Source organism: Actinomyces sp. oral taxon 180 str. F0310, from assembly GCF_000185285.1.
In the GTDB taxonomy this organism is placed as follows: Bacteria; Actinomycetota; Actinomycetes; order Actinomycetales; family Actinomycetaceae; genus Pauljensenia.
In genome coordinates this window covers 1,928,319-1,942,396 of record NZ_GL622194.1, presented here as the reverse complement: position 1 = coordinate 1,942,396, position 14,078 = coordinate 1,928,319, and the positions used below count along the sequence as shown (strand labels likewise).

The window sequence follows — 14,078 nt, the reverse complement described above, 5'->3', positions numbered from 1 at the left end:
CCTAGACGTGAGCGCGACTACAATATGTCGCTGAGCCACCACTATACGTATCCAGAGAGGATGCCCGCCATGCAGCTCACCATCGTCGGAGGAGGGGGCTTCCGGGTCCCCGCGATGATCGACGTCTTGGCCCGTTCACGCTCGGGTCGCGGCGACTACGCCTCCCTCGACGTCGACCGCGTCATCCTGTACGACACCGACATGCGCAGGCTTGACGCGATGATGGCCGTGCTGTCCGCATTGGGCTTCCCGCACTCTCCGGCCGTGCGCGGAACGACGGACATCAACGAGGCGCTTCCGGGAGCCGACTTCGTGTTCTCCGCGATGCGCGTGGGCGGGACCTGCGGGAGGGTCCTCGACGAACACTGCGGCCTCGACAACGGCTTGTTGGGGCAGGAGACCGTCGGCGTGGGCGGTTACTGCTACGCGTTCCGATCGCTCGGGCCGGCACTCGAGTTGGCCCGCGCCGCAGCGCTCCTGTGCCCGAACGCCTGGCTCATCAACTTCACGAACCCGGCCGGGATCATCACCCAGGCGATGCGTTCCGTGCTCGGCGAGCGTGTCATCGGCATCTGCGACACCCCCATCGGGCTCGTCAACCGCACGCTGAACGCCCTGGGCGTTCCCGAGGAGGAGCGCACCGACGTGTCCTTCGACTACGTGGGCCTCAACCACCTCGGCTGGCTGCGTTCCCTCTCAGTCGACGGCCACGACATTCTCCCGCGCCTCTTCGCCGACGACGCGGCCCTGGGATCGATGGAAGAATCCCGCGCCATCGGCACGGACTGGATTCGCGCGCTGGGCGCCCTCCCCAACGAATACCTCTTCTACTACTACTGCCATCGCGAAGCCATGGCCCGCATCCACCGGGACCAGACCCGCGGCGAGTACCTGCGCGATCAGCAGGAAGCCTTCTACAACGCCGTCCTCTCCGACCCCGAGCAGGCGGGACGGACGTGGATCGATGCGCTCGCCGACCGGGAGGCGACCTACATGGCCGAGGCCCGCGACGTTGACGACCGCTCCGGCAGGCGCGCCGAGGACATCGCGGGCGGAGGCTACCAGAAGGTGGCCCTTGACCTCATGAATGCGCTCGCCACGAACACTCCGGCGCGCATGATCCTCAACGTCGGTAACGGCGACGGCGGCTTCTCCTCGATTCCGACGCTGCGCGACACGGACGTCGTCGAGGTTCCCTGCGACGTCGACGCCTCCGGCGTCCATCCGATTCCGGTCGCCCCCTTGAGCGGCGCTGCCCTCGGCCTCGTCCAATCCGTGAAGGCCTGCGAGAATCTCGTCATCGACGCCGCCCGCGAGCGCGACCGCAGCCTCGCGTGGCAGGCGCTGGCGCTGCACCCCCTGGTCGACTCGGTCAACGTCGCGCGCGACGTGCTCGACCAGGCGATCCGCACAAACCCGCTGGTTGCCGCCGCCTTCGACTGAGGGGCACCCATCCCGCGCTGCGCACTGTGCGCCGTCCTCCCCGCGCGCCCATCGACGCGCTGTGCCCCGGCCTCGTACAGACGAGGCGGGGGCACAGGCTGGAGAACGAGCCGACTACCGTGCCCTCACCCGCGCGTGTCCCAGCGGAAGAACTCTTCTCCCCCCGCGTATCCGTGGGGACGCCCCGCGTCGCGGGTGCCCTGTCGGATCCAGGACTCCATCCGATCGAGGTCGTCGAATTGGGTGACGTGCTCGCGCACCGCCCTGACCTTGGCCTCGATGTCCGAGCGGTCCAGCTCGACGACGTGGTTCGTCGACGGTCCACCTTGGAACCACACCTCTTCGACGACGTGGGGTTCCAGGCCCTCCTCAAGCAGCTCGGGCAACGCGAAGGGGTTGCGCGCGGCCGGGTAGACGGCGTCCGTGACCGCGGCGCCCACGGCCCGGTGGTCCGGGTGATTGGCGTAGATGGACGACCAGTTGTATTCGGGCGAAAGCGTGAGGATCAGGTTCGGCTTCACGCGCCGAATGAGGGCGACGATATCGCGCACGAGGCCGTGGGACGGGGTCACCATACCGTCGGGGTAGCCGTCGAAGAAGACGAGCTCCGTGACGCCCAGCTGCTCGCACGCGCGGCGCTGTTCAGCGCGACGCAACTCCGCCATCCGCTGATGCAGTTCCTGGTCAGAGCCTCCCGCATCGCCGTCCGTGACAACGGCGACGACGACCCTCGATCCTTCGCGCGCGAAGCGAGCGAGAGTCCCGCCCGCGTCCACGTCCGCGTCATCGGGGTGGGCGTAAATTCCGAGCACGGTATCCATTCGTGTACTCCTTATTGAGGCGCCGGCGAGAACGTGTCCCGCCGGCGCCTGTCCCAAGTCTGTGACGACTACTGATCGATCGCCGCGTTGGCGGCGTCCTGGGCAGCCTGGACGCCCTCATGCACGCCGGTGCGTCCCAGGAAGACCTCCTTGAGTACCCCGTTGTACGCGTCCATTGCCGCGCCCAGCTTCGCGCCGAAGGGAGCCATGATCGTGCCCGAGGGGGTCTTCGCCATGACCGAGGTGTCGACGCCCTTGTCCGACCAGTACGCGGTCCACGTCCCCTGGGCCTTCTCGTTCGCGGGGAAGCCGGCGCCGGTCTTGCCCAGTGCGGCACCGCCGTCCTTGCCAGCCAGCCACGCGAGCAGCTTGTGCTGAGCCTCGGGGTTCGCGCTCGCCGTCGAACCGGCGGCGACGACGGAGTTACCGACCGTCACGGCACCTGCGGGACCCTTCGGCTGGGGAGCCAGGCCCCACTCGAAGGACGCGCCCTCGGCCACGTTTGCCAGGTTGTAGGAACCGGACTGGAACAGAGCGATCTTGCCCTGCAGGAACTGATCACGGCTGAAGTCGCCGTTATCGTTCGTATCGGCCGCCGAGGGGGCCACGTGCTCCTTGTTGATGAGGTCCACCAGGTAGCCGACCGCGGCGTCGCCCTCGGGACTCGCGAACGTAAAGTGCCCGCTCTCGTCCTGCAGTGTGGCACCGGCCGAACCCAGGTACGGAATGAGCATGGCCTGGCCATCCAGCGCGGCGTTGTATCCGTACTGGACGATGTGGTCCGCGTCGAAGGCAGGGTCAGCCGCGTTGCGGCCCGACGAGTCCAGCGTCAGCTTGCGGGTGATCTCCCGCAGAGAGTCGGTGGAGGCGCTCGGATCCCACGACAGGTTCTGCAGGTCCTCGATGCTCACGCCGGCCGCATCCAGGAGGGACTTGTTGTAGTACACCGCGATCGACGGATCGGTGAGGACCGGGACGCCGTAGAGCTTTCCGTCAACCGTGTACTGATCGATGGCCCCCTGAAGCCAGCCGTCGCGCTCGGAGGCGGGGAACTCCTCGTCAATGTTGACGATCTTGCCGCCCCGGGCGTACTCGGTGTAGTTGTTCGTGTTGGACCAAAAGACGTCCGGTCCGGTGCCTGCGGCGAGCTCAGAACGCAGGCCCGTGAAGTAGTCCGACCACGGGACGACCTCGACGTTGACCGTGATCCCCGTTTCTTCGGTGAACGCGGGGAGCGCCGCCTCGTACGCCTGGGCAGCCTGATCATCCCACAGACGCAGGGTCAGGGACGTGCCCGCCTCACTCGACGCGCTGCCACCCTGCGAGCAGGCGGCCATCAGCATCGACGCGGCACCAATCAGAGCGGTAGCGGTAACAAAACGCCTATTCATGAAGACCTCCAGTTGTGATGGGTTGTGTTGTTACTTGATGCCCGTCAGGGCAATCGATTCAACGATGTGTCGTTGGAAGACAATGAACAGAGCGATCAGGGGCACGAGCGCGATGGTCGTCGCCGCCATGACGTACGTCCAATTCGCGTTGTACTGGCTCTGCAGCGCGGCCGTCGCAACCGTGAGGACGCGTGGCCTGGTCGCGGCAATGATCCGCGGCCACATGAATGAGTTCCACTGGCTCACAACCGTGATGAGCACGAGCGTCGAAATGATCGGCTTCGACACGGGAACGACGATGGAGAAGAGGATGCGCATCTGCCCGGCACCGTCCATGGTCGCCGCGTCGATGATTTCCTGGGGGATCTGACGGAACGACTGACGCAGCAGGAACACCGCGTAGGGCGAGGCGAACACGAAGGGCAGGACGATGCCCCAGAAGGTGTTGTTGAGCCCCATCTTCGCCATCATGAGGTACAGCGGAATGACGAGGACCGACGCCGGAATCATCATGGTGCCCAGGAAGAGCCAGAAGATGACTTCGCGTCCCGGGAACTCGATGCGCGCAAACGCGTAGGCGGCCAGCACGGAGGACACCAGCTGCCCGACGACCATCACCACGACCACGAGAAGCGTCGTGATGATCGCGTCGCCGAAGTTGACTCGTCCCGTCAGGATCGCCTGGAACGAGGCCAGGGAGGGCGGCGAGGGCAGCGCGAAGGGCGAGTGCGAAGCGAAGTCCTGGGGCGACTTGAAGGCCGTGACGAAGCTGAAGAGCAGCGGGATGACCATGACGAATGCGGCCAGCGACAGCCCCGCGTAGATCCCCAGGGTTGACCACCAGGGCCGACGCGAGTGCGACTTAGACGAGCTCATACGTGGTCCTCTTCCGGAAGTACAGGTTCTGGGCCAGCGTCAGGCACATCAGGAGCAGCATCATCACGCACGCCATGACTGCGGCGCGGCCGACATTTCCGGTTTCGAAGGCCTCCTTGTAGATCAGATAGGCGAGGACCTCGGTGGAGCCGGACGGCCCGCCCTTGGTCAGGGCGTAGATCTGATCGAAAACGTTGAAGACCGAGATCACGGAGGTGACCGAGACAAAGAAGAAGGTCGGGCGCAGGAGGGGCATCTTGATGTGCCAGAACACCTGCGAGGAGGAGGCGCCGTCCACGGTCGCGGCCTCGGTGAGCTCACGCGGGATCGCAAGCAATCCGGCGATAAAGAAGAGCGCCGTGTACCCCACGTTCGACCAGACGACGACGAAAGCCGCTGCCGGCAGCGCCCAGGTGGGCGACACGAGAATTTCTAGTCGAGTGCCCGCAAGCGCTGAGAGGAGGCCGCCGGTGGGGGCGAAGATCCACGACCACACGACGCCGAGGGCCAGCGGAGGCGCGATCCACGGGATAACGATGAGCGTGCGATAGACCACGGTTCCTCGCACGCCCTTCGTCAGCAGGTTCGCGAGGAGTAGGCCGAGGATGATCTGAATGGGGACCACGAGGAGGACGAAGAGAATCGTCGTGCGCAGGGACGACAGGAAGACCGGGTCGCTCAGCACGTTCGTGACGTTGGCCAGGCCCACGTATCGCGTATCCCCGATCAGATCCCACCGGTACAGGCTCACCCACATGATGACGCCGATGGGCACAACCATGAAGATAAGAACGCCGATCAGGGCGGGCGACAGGAACGCATATCCGGCGAGTGCGTGGCGCGTCCGAGACGCTCGCTTGCTCATGCCCCCACCATCCTTTCGTACGGCTCTTCGAGGATAGGTACGACGGGCGCATCAGCGCCGACGAAGACAAGGTATGGACAATTGTGAACAGCGCTTGTCGCCAAACGAGCAAAGGTGCACAAAACGAATCGAAAACAAGGGAGCGCCCACTCGGTTGAGTGGACGCTCCTGCCGGCGTGTCAGTCAGACGCCCGAGCTCTTCAGCCCCAGCTCGCGGGCACGCGCGGAGTCCTCGGGGACGGATCCCGCGTGCTCGCCGGCGCTCACGATTCTGTTGGCCTCGTCGACGAAGACGACGGACGGCTTCACCTGACGCACGAGGGACTCGGGGACCTGGGCGTAGGCCATGATGATGACCAGGTCGCCGACCCTGACCCTGTGGGCGGCCGCACCGTTGAGCTGGACGGTGCCGCTGCCTCGCTCGCCCGCGATCGTGTAGGTGGACAGGCGCTCGCCATTGTTGACGTCGGCGACGTCAACCTTCTGCCCGGGCACGATGTTGGCCGCGTCCAGCAGGTCCTCATCCACCGTGATCGAGCCGACGTAGTGCAGATCGGCACCGGTGACGGTGGCGCGGTGGATCTTGCCGATGGCCATCTCGCGGGTCATCTCCATCATGCGCGCGCCCCCGTCTCCTCCGTGCCGCCGCCCGCTCGGGCCTCGTCCCCCTCGAGCCGCACAGGGCCGCGCAACGCCACCTCCATGTTGTCGATGAGGCGGGTACTGCCGACCTTGGCGGCGATGAGGACTCGCCCGGCACGCGAGCCGTCGGTCAGCAGCGTCGGCGCTGCCTCTGCCTCCCCGAGTGGCACGCCGTCGGTTCCCGCGAGGATCTCGAAGGTTCCCGCATCCACGAGGGCGATGTAGTCCAGGTCGATGCCGTCCTCCGCTTCGATGACCGCTCGGCACGCGGAGATGACGCTCCCGGGTTCTGCCCCCGCCTCGGCCACCTCCACGCCCCGGCGCAGTGCACGAGACAGCGCGCGGGCGCGCACGCGCTCCTCCTCACTCAAGTATTGGTTGCGGCTGGACAGGGCCACGCCGTCCCGGTCGCGCACGATCGGCACCGCGTGGATGCGCACGGGGATGTCAAGCTGGGAGAAGACGGTGCGCAGGACGGCCAGCTGTTGGGCGTCCTTCTGGCCGTACAGGGCCACGTCCGGGCGCACGAGGTTGACGACCTTGGTGCACACGAGGGCGACTCCTGCGAAGTGCGTGGGGCGCGTCTTGCCTTCGAGGACGCGCGCGACGGGCCCTGGATCAATGGAGACCGTCGCGGGAGCCGGATACACGTCCTGCGGGGACGGAGCCCACACGAGGTCCGCTCCCACCGTTTCGAGGGCGTCCATGTCCGCCCCCAGGGTTCGCGGATAGGCGTCGAAGTCCTCTCCGGGAGCGAACTGGGTCGGGTTGACGAAGATCGTGACGATGACGTGGTCGGCGAGCGCGTGGGCCTCTCGCACGAGCTGCAGGTGCCCGGCGTGCAGGGCACCCATGGTCATCACGAGCGCCTTCGTTCCGGGCAGGCGGGCGAGCGCCTCGGCCAGCTGGTCGCGCGTGTGGGTGAGGATGGGACGATGCGTCATAGTTCTATTCTTGCAAGTTCAGCCCTCCGGTGCGTCATTTGAGTCGCTTTCCTCACGTCACGCGATTCGCGTCAGAGCGGGATCTCCTCGCCCATCGTTGCGGCGCGGTGCCGGCACGGCGCCTCGCCGAGCCTGGCCGCGCCGGGACTCAAGAGGGATCGAGGAGGGCCGCCTCGACGCTGGTCGCGGCCCGTTCGTCGAGGAGGCGCGCGTCGCGCAGCAGGCGAGTGAGGGCACGGGTCATGTCCGCGTAGGTGTCGCGCTCCCCCGCAAGCGCCTCGTGAGCACCGAGGCAGCGGGCGTGAGCCGCGACCGTGCCAGCATCCCCCCGGGCGGCGGGGCCGGAGATCCCGGCGGCTCCCTCGGTCAGCGCCCGGTCGAGGGCGGCCTCGAGGAGAGGACGCACGTAGAGGGCGGGATTCTCGATTCCGGCCTCGGCGAGGATGCGCGTCGTCTGCACGGTGATTCCGGCGATGAAGTTGGCGCCGTGGGCGAGACCGGCGTGGTACAGGGGACGATCCTCCTCCGCAACGACCACAGGTTCGCCCCCCATCTCCACGACGAGGGCCTGCGCGATCGGCAAGAAGGGGGCAGCCGCGGTGACGGCGAAGGGAGTTCCCACGAGCCGAGCAACGTCGACGCTGGTGCCCGTGAAGGTCATGGCCGGATGGATTGCCAGCGGGATCGCTCCCGCGTCGGTGGCGGCGCAGAGTAGTCCGATCCCGGAGGCGCCCGACAGGTGGATGACGATATGCCCGCTCTGCCACACGCCCAGATCGGCCAGCCCCCGAGCGAGGGGCCAAATCTGATCGTCGGGAACGGCGAGGATCACCACCTCCGAGCGCCGCGCCACCTCCTCCGGCGACGCGATCGGAACGCCGGGCAGCATGGCGTCGGCGCGCTCGCGCGAGGCGGGCGAGGAGGCTGAGACGGCCACCACCCGGTGACCGACGGCGCGCACAGCCGAACCGATGACGGGGCCCACGTGCCCCATGCCGATGATGCCGATGCCGAGTCGTCCGGGGGTGTTCATGCCACCATTGTTGCCGATCCTCGTCCTACGCGCCGCTCGCCTCGCTTGCCAGGGTCGCGTCGACGACCTCGCCGACCCGGGAGAGCCAACGCTCGGGAGGCTCGGCGTCGCGGCTGCTCTTGGAGGCCACCGAGAGGCGCGACCACAGGTCGAGGGCGCGCGAGGCCTCAACGTGCGCGGCCAACGACGGAACCCGGCCGGGAACCAGCTCGGCGCGCACCGAGGCCACCCCCCTCCAGCCCTGGAGGGGACCTTGCCTCATCGACACGGACTGGATGCGCGAGAGCGGGATGATCGAGAACGTGCGGGTGAGCCAGCCTCCGCGAATCGCGAGAACCGTATCCGTGAGCGCAAAAGCGCGGCGCGCATACGTGAGGGGATCCAGGATCCGTGCGCTGGGCGGAATGGGGGTCATCCAGCGGTCTGCGCGCCTCCCCGCATGCAGGGATTCCAGGAAGCGGTCGGGTTCATCGACCCCGAGGGACGGGACAACCATTGCAATGGCTTGGGCAACCTCCGCGCGCGAACCGACGGGTAGGAGGACATCGGAGGCAACATCAAGGCGCATCCCCTCGTTCTTCTCGCCCTCGGAGGAGGTCCTGTTACCCGCCTGAGTGATCTCGACGCGGTACCACCCAAACAACCGCCAGAGGAGCGGCTGGCTGACCGAGAGGGCGTGGATGCGTCCGGGTGGGATCGTCACGTGGCGACGCGCGGTCAGGCCTCGCCGAATGCGCACTCCGTCGGCCGATATCGCCGCCGTGAAGCCAAACTCTCGGTCGAACCTGGTCCACACTCCCGCGACGACGCTGACGGCGCCGAACATGATGGCCGCGAAACTCATCACGGACGTCACCCCGACGCTCACGATGAGGAAGGCGTTCAGGATACACAGCCCGATTCCGATGGCGAGGGCCAGGACCGTGCTCATGGTGGCGAGCATGGAGCCAACGAGTTCGAGTACGCTCACGCGGAAGACGACGCGTTCGGGTGCCTCAAGCGTCGCCTGGGCGAGGGGACGCCCCTGCCCCGCCGCGCGGGCAGGGCCGGCGGGAGGGACAAGCTCGTCGATCGTTCCGGAGGCGAGGCCCAGCAGGAGCGCGCGCAGGTCTTCGAGGCGGCTCGAGGGAAGCAGGCCGAGCTTGATGCTCGACTCAGATCCGCCCGCTACCTCAATATCGAGGTAGCCCAGGCCGACGATGCGCCCCAGGAGGGAATAGGAGAGGTTGACGGATTGGATGCGCGAGACCCTGGCGTGGCGCTGCGAACGAGACAGGATGCCGGAACGGAACCACACGGCGCTCGGGGTGATCGCGTAACGGGTCATCCTCCACGAGAGGTAGCTAAAGGCCAGGAGCACGCCGACCGCGACGAGAGCCAGGCCGAGGAGCACCGGGAGCGAGCCGACACTCGCCGCCCACGCGGGTCCGCCCTCCCCGACAACGCGAGCCCGGCCCCACTGAAGCGCCCAGACGGTTGCCGCTGCGACGCCGCCGAGGGAACCGGCAACACGCGGCAGATAGGTGAGCGGGTGGAGGTACTTCCAGTCCTCGGGGGCAATACCGTCGGAGGAGAGATCCGCGCTCATAGGCCCATCAGCTCCGCTGAGCCGCGCTCGGCCAACACGTCGCGCAGGCGCGATGCGTCGGCGACGGGGACTCCGGCGAGCGCCGCGTCTGTGTGCGCGCTGGCCGTGGACAGCTTGATGGTGGCGATACCAAGGAGGCGCTGCACAGGCCCCTGGGCGATGTCGACGTACTGGATGCGACCGTAGGGCACGAGGGTCATGGAGCGCCTCAAGACGCCCCGGCGAATAACGAAGTCGCGCTCGGCCAGAGCGTAACGCAGGGCCTTAACCTGAGCGGGGACGAGCCACAGGCACCACAGGGCGATGAGGGAAGGTACGGGCATCGCCATCCACGCCTCGTCGATACCGGCCACGAGCGCAACGGCGCTGATGATGCCGGCCGCGGCTCCGCACGCGACGAACACATTTCCGAGCCTGAGCGCGGCGAGCTTGCCCGATACGTTGCGAAAGTCAACGCCTTCGGGCGTCATGACGTCATTCGAAGTCTGGGATGTCATGGGGCAATTCTCGCACACGCGCACGCGCCCCCTCGCGCAAGCGCACGCGCGGCCCAGCGCGAACACGAAAGCGCGACCGTTATGAGATAGCTAACAGCACGACCGTCGCCGCTCCCAACATACTCTCAGGAAACATGCAGGATCATCGGCGAGACTAGATCCATGGCTACCACGGGAACTGAAGCAAAGCTGCTCGTCGTCGACGACGAGCCCAACATCCGCGACCTCCTCGCCTCGTCCCTGCGCTTCGCCGGCTTTGACGTCGTCACGGCCGAAGACGGGAGCGGAGCATTCCACGAGGCCCAGGAATCGCGACCCGATCTCATCGTTCTCGACGTCATGCTCCCCGACATGGACGGTTTTACCGTGACGCGACGCCTTCGCGACGCCGGGATCACCACCCCCGTCCTGTTCCTCACCGCGCGAGACGACATGCGCGACAAGATTCAGGGACTCACCGTCGGCGGCGACGACTACGTGACCAAGCCCTTCGGCCTCGAAGAGGTCGTCGCCCGCATCCGCGCGATCCTGCGCCGCACGATGGGCGGGGAGGAGGAAGACGCCCTCCTGCGCGTCGGTGACCTGGTCATTGACGAGGACGCCCACGAGGTAACGCGCGCCGGCGTCCAGATCGATCTTTCCCCCACGGAGTTCAAGCTCCTGCGCTACCTCGTCATCAACGCCGGGCGGGTCGTCTCGAAGATGCAGATCCTGGACCACGTGTGGGAGTACGACTGGGACGGCGAGGTCGCCATCGTCGAATCCTACATTTCCTATCTGCGCCGCAAGCTCGCGGTCGAGGGGGCCAGCGGGGAATTGATCCACACGAAGCGCGGCGTGGGCTACATCCTGCGCGTCGAGGAGTAACGTGCGCCCCAGCCTGGCTCAACGCATCGAGGCATGGTGGGATGCCAAGCCCCTCGCCGCCCAGCTCGTCACGCTCATCATCCTGTTGCTCGCGGTGGGCCTCTCCCTCGCGGGAACCGTCATGATCGGCCTTCTCCAGCGCCACCTGACCTCCCAGATCGACGATCAGCTCGTGGCCACCGCGCACACGATCCAGATCTCCGCTTCCTCGGCGACTTTCTCGTCGGACGGTCAGGGGGCGATCCCCACGCTCTACTACGTCCACATTCACGCCAAGGACGGCTCGGATCGCTACCTCTACTCCGAGGACACCCTCAAGGCCTCGGGCACCCCGACCCTGCCCGAGCTCGTCGACACCTCCTCCGCACCCGTCTCTTCCTTTCGCACGCTTCCGGTCACCGTCGCCTCGTCGAAGTCCGGCCTCGGATGGCGCGCCCTCGTCGTTCCCGTGTACGACCAGACCTCGGGGGAGTTCTCGGGCTACATGACGATCGCCCTGCCCCTCACCGACGTTCAGCACACCCTACGAACCACGGCCTCCTACTTTGCGGTCGCCGGCTCGATCATCGTGGTCATCGGCGGCTGGGCCGGGCGCTACCTCGTGCGCCGCGCGCTCCTGCCGCTGCGCTCCATCGAATCGACCGCCGGCAAGATCGCCGCCGGTGACCTCACCAAGCGCGTGACCCCTCATCCTCCGACGACGGAGGTCGGCTCCCTCGCCCTCTCCCTCAACACGATGCTCACCCAGGTGGAGCAGTCCTTCGAGGCGCGGCAGGCATCCGAGCAGAAGATCAAGCGCTTCGTCTCGGATGCCTCCCACGAGCTACGAACCCCGCTGGCGGCAATCTCCGGCTACTGCGAGCTGTACGCGATGGGAGGAGTTCCCGCCGAGAGGACCGAGGAGGTGATGGGGCGCATCGGCTCCGAATCCTCCCGCATGGCCACCCTCGTCGAGGACCTCCTGACCCTCGCACGCCTGGACGAGGGGCGCCCCCTCGAGATCACGGACATCGACCTCGTCAAGCTGGCCGACAACGCGGTCTTCGACCTGCAGGCCCTCGACCCGACGCGCACGGTTGGGCTCACCGGCATCACCGGTCGGACTCCCCCCATGTCGCTCATCGTGCCGGGCGATCGTGACCGACTCTCTCAGGTGTTCACCAACCTGATCGGCAACATCGTCCGTTACACCCCGTCAGGATCCCCCGTCGAGATAGCGCTCGGCCTCTCCGGTGACACCGCGATCGTCGAGCTGCGTGACCACGGTCCCGGCATCGACGAAACCGATCGCGGCCGCGTCTTTGAGCGCTTCTATCGGGCGGACACCTCGCGCAACCGAAAGTCCGGGGGATCGGGCCTCGGTTTGGCCATCGTCTCCGGCATTCTCGCGGCTCACAGGGGGAGGGCGTCGCTGACGAAAACGAAAGGAGGTGGCTTGACGGTTCGTATCGAGCTACCAACAGCGTGAACGAGGTAACGAAGCCGCGGATGCTCACGCTTTTTCGTTCATTTTCTGCTCTTTCTCGAGCTGCTACATCCGGCATTTTCCCCGGTTCTTCCCTGATTCTCAGCAAACGAACGTGACCTTCGGGGAAAAGCGCACTAGCATGGCTCGGGTATTCCTCAGCTAGGAGAGTGGCCCATGGGTGCCCAAGCACCTCAGTGGCTGCTGACGTCATTCGTTGACGCCATGCAGCAGATCGGCGCAAGCGCGACCGACACAGACCTTCAGAACGAGGGCGCCGACCTCGTGGAGCGCTGGAGCGCGCCGGAACGCCAATTGCACAACCTGCGTCGGCTCATGAACACGCTCACCCACATCGACGAGATCGCGTCATCGGCGCACGATGCGGACATCCTGCGCGTGGCCGCCTGGTATCACGGCGCCTTCTTGAACAAGGCGCTCGAGATCAAGCTCGGTGGCTTCCAGGCGAACTTCGCGTCGACGCGCTGCATTGATCACGCTCACAATCGCCTCACCAACCTCGGCGTTCCCGAGGAGGTCGTGGTCCGCATTGACGAGCTGATCGCCTTCCTCACCCGACACCGCGCCCCACGCTCCGACTTCGACGCCCAGGTCCTGGTCGACGCCGACCTCGCGTGCCTGTCGTGTAGCCCTCAGGACTACAAGAAGCTCCGCTGCTCCCTGCGTGCCGAGCTGAGCGAACTTGACGACCTGCAGTTCATCAAGGCCAGGCGCGCGCTCGTCAAGAAGCTGCTCGGCTACGAGAGCATCTACCAGTCTCCTCTCGGCGCAGCCTGGGAGGACACCGCGCGGGCAAACCTGGAGGTTGAGCTGGCACGCCTCGACCGGGAGAAGGCCCAGCTGTGCGCCGCCCAGGCCGACGAGCCGGAAGAGAGCGACGAGTCCGACGACACCGACGAGATCGTCGAGGACACAACCACGACGACGGGCACGCTCATCATCAAGCGCCGCTCCATCAAGAAGCGCACGCCCGTCCATTCCACTGACGACGAGGTCACCTCAACGGGCGTCCTTCCGCCCATGATTGCCGACGGCGAGGACGGCGATGAGGACGAGGAGGCAACGTCGTCGCTCGAGTCTGCGGTAGAGTCCTTGGACCTGCCGACGTCCGACTAGGGTCAGGTGGGTACTCTCTCTCCTTCCGTGACGCACCCACCGGCGCGTCGCTTGCCCCCGCCCGTGCACAGGGCGCCCCGTTGAGTCGTCGATGTCCACAGGCCTGCCGCCGCGAGGAGAAGGCGTGCCGCGGCGCGCGTAACGTCGGTGTCGACGGACCCACCCGGGGTCCCACGAAGGAGGACACCATGACCGCATACGCCGTTGATGCCGAGCAAATCTCCGCCGCATCGGCCCAGGCCTGCGCCACCGCATCCACGATCCGCTCCGAGGTCGATACCCTCATGGCCCAGCTGCTGGCACTCCAGGACTCATGGACGGGCGGGGCACAGGTCAACTTTCAGGCAACAATCACCCAGTGGCAGGGAATTCAGGCTCAGACCCACGACGCACTCGACGCGATCTCCACGCAGCTGCAGACCGCGGCCGCGACGTATTCCGAGGCGGAGGCTCACTCGGCCTCCCTGTTTGCGCACGGAGCATAGGATGCGCCCGGGGGGCGAGACTCG

14 protein-coding genes are annotated in these 14,078 nt (G+C 66.6%); 5 read left to right on the top strand and 9 right to left on the bottom strand.

Features of this window, described 5'->3' with window-relative positions; genetic code table 11:
- The first annotated feature begins 60 nt into the window (after positions 1 to 60).
- A complete protein-coding gene (locus tag HMPREF9006_RS08275; protein ID WP_082157902.1) occupies positions 61 to 1,443 on the top strand; it encodes a 6-phospho-beta-glucosidase in 1,383 nt (460 codons plus the stop codon).
- Between the two features lie 125 nt (positions 1,444 to 1,568).
- Here HMPREF9006_RS08275 and HMPREF9006_RS08270 read toward each other — a convergent pair whose 3' ends face one another.
- The 9 genes from HMPREF9006_RS08270 to HMPREF9006_RS08230 all read right to left on the bottom strand — a co-directional run bounded on the left by HMPREF9006_RS08270 (position 1,569) and on the right by HMPREF9006_RS08230 (position 10,100).
- Positions 1,569 to 2,264 carry a PIG-L deacetylase family protein gene (locus HMPREF9006_RS08270; RefSeq protein WP_009213152.1) on the bottom strand — a complete coding sequence of 232 codons (696 nt, stop codon included), beginning with the start codon at positions 2,262 to 2,264 and terminating at the stop codon, positions 1,569 to 1,571.
- 68 nt (positions 2,265 to 2,332) lie between these two features.
- Positions 2,333 to 3,655, bottom strand: coding sequence for an ABC transporter substrate-binding protein (locus HMPREF9006_RS08265; RefSeq protein ID WP_009213151.1), 1,323 nt, complete (start codon positions 3,653 to 3,655; stop codon positions 2,333 to 2,335).
- 30 nt (positions 3,656 to 3,685) lie between these two features.
- Complete coding sequence (locus tag HMPREF9006_RS08260) at positions 3,686 to 4,531, bottom strand: carbohydrate ABC transporter permease (RefSeq protein WP_009213150.1); 846 nt, start codon at positions 4,529 to 4,531, stop codon at positions 3,686 to 3,688.
- Positions 4,518 to 5,396: a carbohydrate ABC transporter permease gene (locus HMPREF9006_RS08255; protein ID WP_009213149.1), complete on the bottom strand. Its 879-nt coding sequence runs from the start codon at positions 5,394 to 5,396 to the stop codon at positions 4,518 to 4,520. The genes HMPREF9006_RS08260 and HMPREF9006_RS08255 overlap by 14 nt, the downstream gene beginning before the upstream one ends.
- Positions 5,397 to 5,579: 183 nt before the next feature.
- A complete protein-coding gene (gene panD / locus HMPREF9006_RS08250) occupies positions 5,580 to 6,014 on the bottom strand; it encodes an aspartate 1-decarboxylase (RefSeq protein ID WP_009213148.1) in 435 nt (144 codons plus the stop codon).
- Complete coding sequence (gene panC, locus HMPREF9006_RS08245; RefSeq protein ID WP_009213147.1) at positions 6,011 to 6,982, bottom strand: pantoate--beta-alanine ligase; 972 nt, start codon at positions 6,980 to 6,982, stop codon at positions 6,011 to 6,013. Before panC ends, panD begins: the two co-directional genes overlap by 4 nt.
- A gap of 148 nt (positions 6,983 to 7,130) precedes the next feature.
- On the bottom strand, positions 7,131 to 8,015 hold the full coding sequence (locus HMPREF9006_RS08240; RefSeq protein WP_009213146.1) for a Rossmann-like and DUF2520 domain-containing protein: 885 nt from the start codon (positions 8,013 to 8,015) through the stop codon (positions 7,131 to 7,133).
- A 25-nt stretch (positions 8,016 to 8,040) separates the two neighbouring features.
- Positions 8,041 to 9,603, bottom strand: coding sequence for a PH domain-containing protein (locus HMPREF9006_RS08235; RefSeq protein WP_009213145.1), 1,563 nt, complete (start codon positions 9,601 to 9,603; stop codon positions 8,041 to 8,043).
- Positions 9,600 to 10,100, bottom strand: coding sequence for a PH domain-containing protein (locus tag HMPREF9006_RS08230; RefSeq protein ID WP_009213144.1), 501 nt, complete (start codon positions 10,098 to 10,100; stop codon positions 9,600 to 9,602). The genes HMPREF9006_RS08235 and HMPREF9006_RS08230 overlap by 4 nt, the downstream gene beginning before the upstream one ends.
- A 162-nt stretch (positions 10,101 to 10,262) precedes the next feature.
- Here HMPREF9006_RS08230 and HMPREF9006_RS08225 point away from each other — a divergent pair, with 162 nt between their 5' ends.
- From HMPREF9006_RS08225 to HMPREF9006_RS08210, 4 genes are all read left to right on the top strand, one after another.
- Complete coding sequence (locus HMPREF9006_RS08225; protein ID WP_009213143.1) at positions 10,263 to 10,967, top strand: response regulator transcription factor; 705 nt, start codon at positions 10,263 to 10,265, stop codon at positions 10,965 to 10,967.
- A 1-nt stretch (position 10,968) separates the two neighbouring features.
- Complete coding sequence (locus HMPREF9006_RS08220) at positions 10,969 to 12,435, top strand: sensor histidine kinase (protein ID WP_009213142.1); 1,467 nt, start codon at positions 10,969 to 10,971, stop codon at positions 12,433 to 12,435.
- A gap of 174 nt (positions 12,436 to 12,609) precedes the next feature.
- Positions 12,610 to 13,569, top strand: coding sequence for an HD domain-containing protein (locus HMPREF9006_RS08215; RefSeq protein ID WP_009213140.1), 960 nt, complete (start codon positions 12,610 to 12,612; stop codon positions 13,567 to 13,569).
- A gap of 188 nt (positions 13,570 to 13,757) precedes the next feature.
- Positions 13,758 to 14,054 carry a WXG100 family type VII secretion target gene (locus tag HMPREF9006_RS08210; RefSeq protein WP_009213139.1) on the top strand — a complete coding sequence of 99 codons (297 nt, stop codon included), beginning with the start codon at positions 13,758 to 13,760 and terminating at the stop codon, positions 14,052 to 14,054.
- Positions 14,055 to 14,078: the final 24 nt, after the last annotated feature.

Bases quoted from the DNA above. Each gene is read 5' to 3' on its own strand.
- HMPREF9006_RS08275 (WP_082157902.1), top strand. From the start codon at position 61: ATGCCCGCCATGCAGCTCACCATCGTCGGAGGAGGGGGCTTCCGGGTC.
- HMPREF9006_RS08270 (WP_009213152.1), bottom strand. From the start codon at position 2,264: ATGGATACCGTGCTCGGAATTTACGCCCACCCCGATGACGCGGACGTG.
- HMPREF9006_RS08265 (WP_009213151.1), bottom strand. From the start codon at position 3,655: ATGAATAGGCGTTTTGTTACCGCTACCGCTCTGATTGGTGCCGCGTCG.
- HMPREF9006_RS08260 (WP_009213150.1), bottom strand. From the start codon at position 4,531: ATGAGCTCGTCTAAGTCGCACTCGCGTCGGCCCTGGTGGTCAACCCTG.
- HMPREF9006_RS08255 (WP_009213149.1), bottom strand. From the start codon at position 5,396: ATGAGCAAGCGAGCGTCTCGGACGCGCCACGCACTCGCCGGATATGCG.
- panD (WP_009213148.1), bottom strand. From the start codon at position 6,014: ATGATGGAGATGACCCGCGAGATGGCCATCGGCAAGATCCACCGCGCC.
- panC (WP_009213147.1), bottom strand. From the start codon at position 6,982: ATGACGCATCGTCCCATCCTCACCCACACGCGCGACCAGCTGGCCGAG.
- HMPREF9006_RS08240 (WP_009213146.1), bottom strand. From the start codon at position 8,015: ATGAACACCCCCGGACGACTCGGCATCGGCATCATCGGCATGGGGCAC.
- HMPREF9006_RS08235 (WP_009213145.1), bottom strand. From the start codon at position 9,603: ATGAGCGCGGATCTCTCCTCCGACGGTATTGCCCCCGAGGACTGGAAG.
- HMPREF9006_RS08230 (WP_009213144.1), bottom strand. From the start codon at position 10,100: ATGACATCCCAGACTTCGAATGACGTCATGACGCCCGAAGGCGTTGAC.
- HMPREF9006_RS08225 (WP_009213143.1), top strand. From the start codon at position 10,263: ATGGCTACCACGGGAACTGAAGCAAAGCTGCTCGTCGTCGACGACGAG.
- HMPREF9006_RS08215 (WP_009213140.1), top strand. From the start codon at position 12,610: ATGGGTGCCCAAGCACCTCAGTGGCTGCTGACGTCATTCGTTGACGCC.
- HMPREF9006_RS08210 (WP_009213139.1), top strand. From the start codon at position 13,758: ATGACCGCATACGCCGTTGATGCCGAGCAAATCTCCGCCGCATCGGCC.